Origin of the sequence: Brevibacterium antiquum CNRZ 918 (genome assembly GCF_900169145.1) — a bacterium.
Taxonomy (GTDB): domain Bacteria; phylum Actinomycetota; class Actinomycetes; order Actinomycetales; family Brevibacteriaceae; genus Brevibacterium; species Brevibacterium koreense.
In genome coordinates, this window is the sequence record NZ_FXZD01000030.1 from 1 (window position 1) to 8,694 (window position 8,694).

Genomic DNA, 8,694 nt, shown 5'->3' on the forward strand with positions numbered 1-8,694 from the left:
AGAGTGACCGTCCTTCCACAGCTCCCAGACTCTTCGGCGTTCTTCTTCGGGTAGGCCTGGTCGTCCAATCTTGGCCATGTTCGCCTCCTGGCTGACGGGGTGTTGCACTCACGGTTTGAGTCTAAGGACGCCCGGCGAAGTATCTCGTTTGCCCGTTTCGCTTCGGTCAACTCGGCGCGCAGTCGACGGTTTTCGGCCTCAAGGTCGACCGACTCCGTCGGCGTGGCTCTGCCGGAGTCCTTGTGCTTGCGCACCCAAACTCGCAGGGTCTCCTTGCTCAGGCCGAGTTCGTTCGCGACGCGGGTGATTGCCCCGCTCGCGGTCTCAGGATCGGCCTGGGCATGCATGACGAGCTCGACGGCACGAGCTTTGAGCTCATCGGTGTATTTCACTGGCATGAGAGAATCTCCTTCTTCCAATCTCCCTGCCTCTATTATCCCCGGAGCGATTCAGCCGTTCCACCTGAAATGAGTGGCCAGATCATGTGGGGCCTTTGTCTGTCTCGACCCGACGATGAAACGCAGCCCGGCTTTGTCCAACTCGGTGAGGTTCTTTGCTGAGAGCATGCCCGCGTCAGCTGCAACAACCATGTCAGTGACATTGTGGCGGTCTTGGAAGGCTTTGATCACGGGGATGATCGTGTGTGTCTCTGCTTTCGATCCCTCGTAGCAGCCGATCTCGAGGGGGAACCCGGTCCGGTCGACGAGGAGGCCGACAACGATCTGTGGGTCGACTCGGCGTTCTTTCGAGTATCCAACCTTTCTGAGACTGTCTTCCTTCTCTGCTTCGAAATATAAGGTCGTGACGTCATAGAGGAGGAGGCTGATTCCAGAGGTGGCCACGGAGTGATCGAAGCACTTGCCTGCGATTTTCGCCCGGTAGTCACGGTCTCTTGCGCGGGTCAGGCAGTTGAGGAATGTGTTGTGGTGGGGCGGGTCAATGCCGAGTTCGGCCAGGACACGGAGGCTATCGGCCTTCGATGTCAGTTCAACCAGACGAGCCAGCACGAGTTGAAAGAACGCTTGATCATTGACGACTTCGCTGAAGCCCAACCGTTTCCAGGACTCGGTGATCGCGTCGATGAGGATGGCAGAGCGTGAACCCACGACCGTTCTGGCTCGCGGTGGCGCGCCTTCGTCGGCGGGTAGGCCCAGTTCAAGTTCGAGTTGTTCGGCCGCCCCGTGGGTTGCGAGTTTCTCTTCGCCGGCGGCAAGGAGAGCGGTCAGCTCTTCTGTGGTGTGGGCGGATCCGAGGTGTTCGAGGACGGTGACTTTCCCGCGGTGCTTACGCACGATCTGGACAGCCGTGGCCCCGGATCCGGTGGTGACTTTACGCAGGCGAGGCGACATGAACCTATCGTAGACAGCCAATTAGTGTCCCATCAATACGACCTTCGATCCTGTGACCAGGACAAACGCGATCCGATCCGCCAAATCACCACTCAGTTGTGGAAGTCAGGTTCGGACCGCTCGTCCTCACCCAAGGGGCCAGTCGATTCGCCCTCGCCACGGAGTCGGTCCTTCTCGGCTTTGACCCAGGTGCCCAAGGTCTGCTCACCGATTCCGAGTTCCTTCGCCACTGCCGCGATCGACCGACCTGTGCTGATGACGAGATTCGCGGCCTCGATGCGGTACTCCGGAGTATAAGAGCGGCGTTGCCGTTTCTGATCTGACATGTTGAACATCCTTCCAGCAGGACCTGAAATCCCGCTAACTTGGGTGTCCACTATTCGAGGCTAACCTCAGCAGTTGGGCTGCACTTATTACAGTGAGCCGAGCCAGTCGACACGTCGTAAACAGGACAACCCCCAGACAGCGGGGTGTCAGAAGAGCCATGAGTCAGACCCGACCACAAGACCATCATCGATCCGTTTGGTAGAGACCGCCACATCCTTCGAGAAGTCAGACTAACTAGTCCACAAGATCTATAGTGAAGAGCCACATTAGCCATTACACGCCTTCTAAAGCATATATCGCAGCGCGGTTTCCGCCTGAGATCGCAAAGCCCTCAAACGTTCGACGATGTACTGGAGTCGGCCATCAGAGAAGCGAGCATTAATCGCAACTACAGACACGGCACCAACGGGTGATCTATCAGAATCCAGCAGGGGAACACCGAGGCCGCTCATTCCAGGAACAATCGTAGCCGGATTGAAGGAAAAACCGTCCCGCCGAGCATCCTCGATTATCGAAGACATACTCGTATCGTCTATCGAAAGTAACCGTCGTTCATGATCCTGATTCGAAAGGAGCTCCGCGAGTTCCTTGTCAGACAAGCAACTAGCAACCGCAGCCCCTGAGCTACCAACTCCCATAGGCCGAACATCGCCAATGTCTAGAGTCATCGTCTGTATCGGATAGTCGCCGACCAGTCTCTCCGTGCAAACAAGATGCCCCCCTCGCACATTCATAAAATACACTGTGTCCCCGAGGTCCTTCACCAAATCTTCAAGAAATGGACGTACCCTCAACCTCAACTCAAACCTCGATGCACCCCGTCGAGCCAAGAGATCGATCAAATCACCCACATGATAAGACTGATCACGTTTATCGAACGACACGAAATTGGTGTCAATCAGCTCCTCCAGAAGCCGATACACAGTAGTCTTGGGCATACCGACTAGGCCCACCAAGTCGGAAAGTCTCAGGCCGACCGGCTCAAAGTCCGAAAGAGTTGTGAGAATGTTCGAGACTCGACCAAAACGGCTCAAAGGAAGATTCAACATCCTCGAACTGTACCGAAACGTGTCTGCACCAGCACTACTCGAGCTCACGCCGCCAAGTCCTGTTCGCTAAACACTGCACGTTTCGCGACTAGCTTCGCGCGCGCAGAACTGAAAACTCCGAATGCAACAATCGCAACAATCACAAGGACAATACCAAGAGCGCCGGGACGGTCAACAAAAATTGAAATGTCCCCCTGAGACATCAGCATAGAACGACGGAACTGCGACTCCAGAATAGGACCCAAAATGAATGCCAAGATGATCGGAGTTAAGTCGAATCTGAATTTTTTAAGTAAATAACCGACAACGCCGAAAACTACCGCCAGAAATACATCAAAAAGACTATTATTGGCGCTATATACTCCACAGAACGCAATCACCACAATGAAAGGAAACATTACATTTGTGGGTATTTGCAACAGCTTAACGAACACACCAATGAGAGGAACGTTGAAGACAAGAAGTATAATGTTTCCAATATACATCGAGGCTATAACGCCCCAAAACACTTCCGGATGAGTCTCAATCAATTGTGGACCAGGTGTAACATTATTAATTAGCAACACACCAAACAAGAGCGCAAGGACAGAATTCGGCGGAAGACCCAGCGTGAGTAGTGGAATGAATGCCGAATTCGATGATGCATTGTCGGCAGTTTCTGTAGCAGCCAAGCCGTCTATCGCACCTTTGCCGAATTTTTCGGGGTTCTTAGATAGCCGTTTCTGCAGGCCATAGCTAACTATAGAGGACAACGAGCCACCGCCGCCAGGCAATATACCAATGAAGAAGCCTAATATGGACGATCTCATGATCGACGGAGCTGCGATCTTCCAGTCCTCTTTCGAGGGATATAAGCCACCCAATTCTTTGGAAGCAATTTTCGCCGTAATTTTGCGATCGGCTAGCAATAGCATTTCACCAAATCCAAATAGCCCAACAGCCAAAGGAATGATGTCGATTCCGTTAGATAAATCAAATGAATCGAAAGTAAGCCTAGGTGTACCAGATATCGAATCGATACCAATCGCAGCAAGCAGCAAACCGAGCACTGCCATGCACAGCGATTTAATCCGACCGCCGTTCGATATTAGGGAAACCAACAACAGGCCACCAAGTGCCAGCAGCATGGTCTCGGGCGGACCAATTTGCGAAGCATAGGATGCCAATAAAGGAGCGAATAGCGTCAAGCCAATAATCGCTATGCTTCCACCTATGAAGGATCCGAAGGCCGTAATCCCCAGGGCGGGTCCAGCCCTACCCGCTCTAGCCAATGGATAGCCATCCATAGTTGTCACCACTGCCGAAGCATCACCGGGAATGTTCAACAAGATGGCAGGTATCCGGCCACCGTACATGCAGCCGTAATATATGCCCGCCAGCATAATAATTGCAGACTCTGGAGGCATTTGAAACGTCACCGGTAGAAGCACTGCGATGCTCGCGGTTGGACCGAGCCCCGGCAATAGCCCAATCACCGTACCCAAAACAACTCCGAGCGCAACATATAGTAAGTTCTGCCACTCTAACGCAACGCTAAAGCCAAAAAGTATACCATCGAAAATATCCACTTTCTTTACTCCTTAGCTACAGCGCCACGATCGGCAACGCAAGACCAATGGCAAACAGTACATAGACGCACACAGAGCCGATCACACTGGTCAACAACGCAACCCACCACTTGTACGGACCAAGCAGATAAATCATTACGAACAGGCTGACCGTCGCAGATGGCACAAAACCCAAGTAATAATATCCAATTGGTATGAAAGACATGGAACCGAGAGTGACAATAAATGTCCTAAAGGTTCCAGTTTTCGCTAATATCGGAACTTCCCGGCCAACCGCAAACAACACGATGCTTAATGCGCCTCCAGTGACTGCAAGCGCCATAGGCCAGAAACCCGGGCCAAGTTTCCTAAGCGTCCCATAATCCAAATCCGAAGAGGCAATACCGAAAATGACGAATACAATGAGCAGACCAACAGCGCATATCCGATCGCCGTTTCTTAAGATAAATAATCGATATTTTACCTGATTAGCTGTTTCCATCGATCGCGCCTTCCGGACGTGACCTGCGCAGGTAACTGTGTTTCAACGCCTTTTTATCGATTTTGTCCATCGGGGTGTACGGGAAGGAGCCAACCCTTTCGAAATACTTTGGGGTTTTATAGCTACCCAATTGCGTTTTCACCAACTGCATCAAGTCGTCCTCGTTGACGCCCCCAGAAGCGGGGATTATGAATGCGATGCCGACCTCACCCCATTCGGTATCTTCCACACCGACTACCGCTGCGTGCTTCACATTCGGGTGTGAATTGAGGGTGCGCTCCACCTCCGCGGGATAGACGTTGGATCCACCCGATATATACATGTCTGACGAACGTCCGTCAACATACAACGTACCGTTGCGAAAATACCCAATGTCTTTTGTCCTGAACCAACCATCTACTAATTCGCTTCGGTCAATTGATCCATCTATCAAATAGCCAGCGAACATGTTCGATCCGCTTACCCAGATTTCTCCATGCTCACCACCTTCGGCCAACATCCCATCGTCACGTCTAAGCTCAATTGCTGTCCCAATTCGCGGTTGGCCGACTGGCACTGGTCCAGAAGTCGCTGTATGAACGGCTTCAGGTAGTGCCTGAGCAATTGCACCCGTGACTTCGGCCAGTCCATAGTAATTTGTAAGGACTCGGCCGAATATGTTTTCTACACTCTCGACCAGACCGCGTGTGATTGGTTCGCCGCCGCTCAGCAGATGCGTCAACGTTCCGTGATAATTGTTACCCTTGGCAGCATCACACAGTCTTCTAACCATGGTCGGTACCAAAAAGGTCGATCGAATACTTTGTTGTGCAATCAGATCCAACACGTTTTGTTCTTCGAATCGTCGGCGATCATACACCACGGTGTGGCCACCGATCCTGACTTGCCGTAGTACATGAGTGAGCGCACCGTGGGATAGCGGGGCCACTGCCAATGCAGCATCGGAACGAGTCAACCCCCGCATGAGATCAATCACTCCGTTTGAAACAACGGCATCGAGTTGCCTGTGTGTTATTACGGCTGGCTTGGGCCTCCCGCTAGTTCCCGAGGTGAAGAATAGCCATGCAGGTTCATCAGCGCCTATAGCCTGATAGTCAAGGGCGATCTCGGATAAAGGCCTGATCGCATCTGACCGCTCTATTGTGGAAATTTCTTCCGATGGAAGGTTGGTACCCTCATCGTCGACGATTGCGATCGACACTTTGGCGTCGATCATCATGTGTCCCGCCTCGACTACGGAAAGTCTATAATTTATCGGGCAGAAGGCTGCCCCTATAGACCAGATTGCATAAACAGCCGCTATATATGTTGCGTTATTCGGCATGTATACCGATACCGCTGATCCGGATCCAGCTCCGAGCCTTCTGAGCTGTTGTCCGATATTGCCTACAACGTCCTCAAACTGACTCCACGTCCAACTGAGTTGACCATCTGAGACTGCAATTGAGTCTGGCCAGGACCGGGCGTTCTTGGATAAGTCCTGGCAAAGAGATGGCATGAAAATCTGGTCAGGTTCTGGATTCCCGTTGTTCACTGTTCCCTTCATTTGACTGCCATTTCGATAGCGTCATGGAGATCCGAATATTCGTCGGAGATCGCTTCTGGCCCGACGAATTCAGGCGGTACAATCTCCGCACCTAGTCCGGAGACCACCGATTCGTCTTCCAGGCAGTTGGATAGTGCTGTCTCAACTGTGTCGGCTACATCCTCCGGCAGTCCTGCCGGGGCTGCGAGTGGCACGGTGATTTCTGTCGAAGGCAGAAGCTGCTCGTAACCTGCCTCTTTATAGGTTGGGATTCCCTCCAAATATTCGTAATTCTCGTCGCCACCTCGGGCAACTACCTTCACTTCGCCGGATTCAATCCTCGGAAGAAGATCGAGTGATATTGATGTCACTCCAACGTCATAATCGCCTTCATTGACTCCCCTAATGATTTCGGTCATTGAATCCGTTGGGATGATGTTGAACTTTGCTCCGTAGTTATCGTTGAATGTTTGTACCATGAAGTCTTGCAGGGTGTTAGCACCTGGCACCGCAACGGATATATTTTTGGACTTTGACTGACCGACAAGTTGGTCGATATCTGAGACTTTCGAATCACCCGCGATGAAGAAGACTATTGGAGCGGCCGTTACGGTACCCAATACTTGCAAATCTTCCGTCGTGTAGCCCGCATTGTCGACCAGCATCGGCCCTAGCACGTAAGGGCTGACCGAATTAACTGACATCGTATAACCATCTGGTTCTGCATTGGCAAGAGCCCGAGTACCAATCGTTCCTCCGCTTCCCGGTTGATTCTGGACGACAACTCGTTGACCAAGGTTGTCGCCCATGCAAGGTGCAAGAGCACGCGCTTGTGTATCGGCGTTACCTCCAGCATCAAAAGGTACAATCAGGTTGATATTCTTTGATGGATATTCGCTTCCGGATCCGCCGCCCTGTGAGCAACCGACAAGTCCGGCGATCGCGAGGGCACTCAGACTTGATTTGATCGTATTCTTGGTTGCCGATTTCATCGTTCTGAATCTCCCTCTTGGATGCTGTTATTCTCTTCGGCCACCAGTCGCTCCCATAGTTTTTTCGACTCGAGGCTCTTTTTCTCGTCGATTGCGTGCACCACCAACCCGGCAGCTCTCGCGACTACTGATAGTCCACGAGCGAATTCAGGTTCGAGCCCAAGGGCGGCTATTGCGGCGCCGACTGCACCTGCGTTATTTACGACAAACTTGCGCTGCTTTTTTTCTGATAGTTTTTCTGCAGTTAGTTCTAGAACCTTCCACGCTTCAAGCGGCATGCCCAGAGATTTTGCGATATCGATAACGGCTGAGACTCGTGGATCGGTGCCACTATGAATATTGTGGCCAATTCCGTGGATTTGACCATCTTGCATCATGAGCCGGTCAGCAGCTTCATGTACCCATCCAACATCGCCATTGCGACCAGCATCGTATCCGGCAACATACAGTGACCGTGTTACATTTTCCGTCACCCCCAGGAACCTATCGCCTGCTCCCAGGATGCCGGATGCAACAGCCCCTTGGAGGCTGTCCGGCGCACTAAGCATCGTCATTCGCGCTGCGACGGTAGTGGGCGTCACACCATGGTCCATAAGAGAGACCATGAGCGCATTTATCATCGTCTTTTCCGCTTCAGTGCATCGTCGGCCCGTATGAAGAAACAACCACATTTCGACGAAATCGAGTTGTGACATCAGGTCGTTGAGGTCGGTTCCGCCAATAATGATTTGGCGTTCGTTCGTTATCGTGCGTAGCATGCAGCTCCTTTGCTGATTCCGCTGTGCGGAATTTGTGTTCCTGTATCCGGTACCTGAGAGTTTACTGTATTGGTGAGACCTGTCAATACCTCGACGAGACTTATAATTGGTCGCCGCGTAGCCAAGGCCCGGGCCTTATATAGAAACCCCGGTGAAGCGCTTCACGCGACGACTCCAGCACGACGACGATGGGCTCATGGTCGGCAAGGACCTTTCCGCGGACACCAAAATTGAGATCACGAAGGAATACGCCACCGCATACCCCAAGGCCGGGAGACTACAGAAGTCCGTCATCTTTGACGCCGTCAGCGAGATCACCGACTGGAACCGTGACCACGCACGACAACAACTGATGCGCCGCTGCCGTCAACCCAAAACCATGGCCAATGCGACTGTTGCCGTGATCGACCACAGGAAATTGTCAACGTGTCAAGCACCGGGTTTCATAGAGGCTGTTTTTCCTGGTTTTCTATGCAGCTACGCTCGCGGTCGCACCCTGGTTGGTCCACTCAGCTTGAACCTCGAACGGAGGTCGATATCCGATCGCCGAATGCAGTCGTTGCCGGTTGTACCACCCGATCCATTTCGATGTCGCTGCCATCACCTCGATCAACCCCGACCATTCGCGACGGTCGATCAGTTCCG

At 52.4% G+C, this 8,694-nt stretch carries 8 protein-coding genes and 2 pseudogenes; all 10 read right to left on the reverse strand.

The genetic code is table 11. The features are described 5' to 3' along the window. On the reverse strand, positions 1 to 398 hold a 398-nt coding region (locus BANT918_RS16910; protein WP_145997014.1), incomplete at its 3' end, for a transposase. Between the two features lie 54 nt (positions 399 to 452). Then, positions 453 to 1,349, reverse strand: a pseudogene (locus tag BANT918_RS16915) (IS1634 family transposase); the annotation flags it as partial. A gap of 110 nt (positions 1,350 to 1,459) precedes the next feature. Next, positions 1,460 to 1,675: pseudogene (locus BANT918_RS16920) on the reverse strand (transposase); the annotation flags it as partial. 285 nt (positions 1,676 to 1,960) lie between these two features. Next, complete coding sequence (locus BANT918_RS16925) at positions 1,961 to 2,725, reverse strand: IclR family transcriptional regulator (protein WP_145997015.1); 765 nt, start codon at positions 2,723 to 2,725, stop codon at positions 1,961 to 1,963. A gap of 44 nt (positions 2,726 to 2,769) precedes the next feature. After that, complete coding sequence (locus BANT918_RS16930; protein WP_101621240.1) at positions 2,770 to 4,293, reverse strand: tripartite tricarboxylate transporter permease; 1,524 nt, start codon at positions 4,291 to 4,293, stop codon at positions 2,770 to 2,772. 16 nt (positions 4,294 to 4,309) lie between these two features. After that, the gene (locus BANT918_RS16935) at positions 4,310 to 4,774 is read right to left on the reverse strand and encodes a tripartite tricarboxylate transporter TctB family protein (protein ID WP_101621241.1); all 465 of its coding nucleotides are present in this window, start codon (positions 4,772 to 4,774) and stop codon (positions 4,310 to 4,312) included. Then, positions 4,761 to 6,320 carry a class I adenylate-forming enzyme family protein gene (locus BANT918_RS16940; RefSeq protein WP_101621242.1) on the reverse strand — a complete coding sequence of 520 codons (1,560 nt, stop codon included), beginning with the start codon at positions 6,318 to 6,320 and terminating at the stop codon, positions 4,761 to 4,763. Before BANT918_RS16940 ends, BANT918_RS16935 begins: the two co-directional genes overlap by 14 nt. Further along, positions 6,317 to 7,291, reverse strand: a complete 975-nt coding sequence (locus BANT918_RS16945) for a tripartite tricarboxylate transporter substrate binding protein (protein ID WP_101621243.1) — start codon at positions 7,289 to 7,291, stop codon at positions 6,317 to 6,319. The genes BANT918_RS16940 and BANT918_RS16945 overlap by 4 nt, the downstream gene beginning before the upstream one ends. Beyond that, positions 7,288 to 8,049: a citryl-CoA lyase gene (locus BANT918_RS16950; RefSeq protein WP_101621244.1), complete on the reverse strand. Its 762-nt coding sequence runs from the start codon at positions 8,047 to 8,049 to the stop codon at positions 7,288 to 7,290. The genes BANT918_RS16945 and BANT918_RS16950 overlap by 4 nt, the downstream gene beginning before the upstream one ends. A 469-nt stretch (positions 8,050 to 8,518) precedes the next feature. Further along, on the reverse strand, positions 8,519 to 8,650 hold the full coding sequence (locus tag BANT918_RS18195) for an integrase core domain-containing protein (RefSeq protein ID WP_418904419.1): 132 nt from the start codon (positions 8,648 to 8,650) through the stop codon (positions 8,519 to 8,521). Positions 8,651 to 8,694 lie beyond the last annotated feature (44 nt).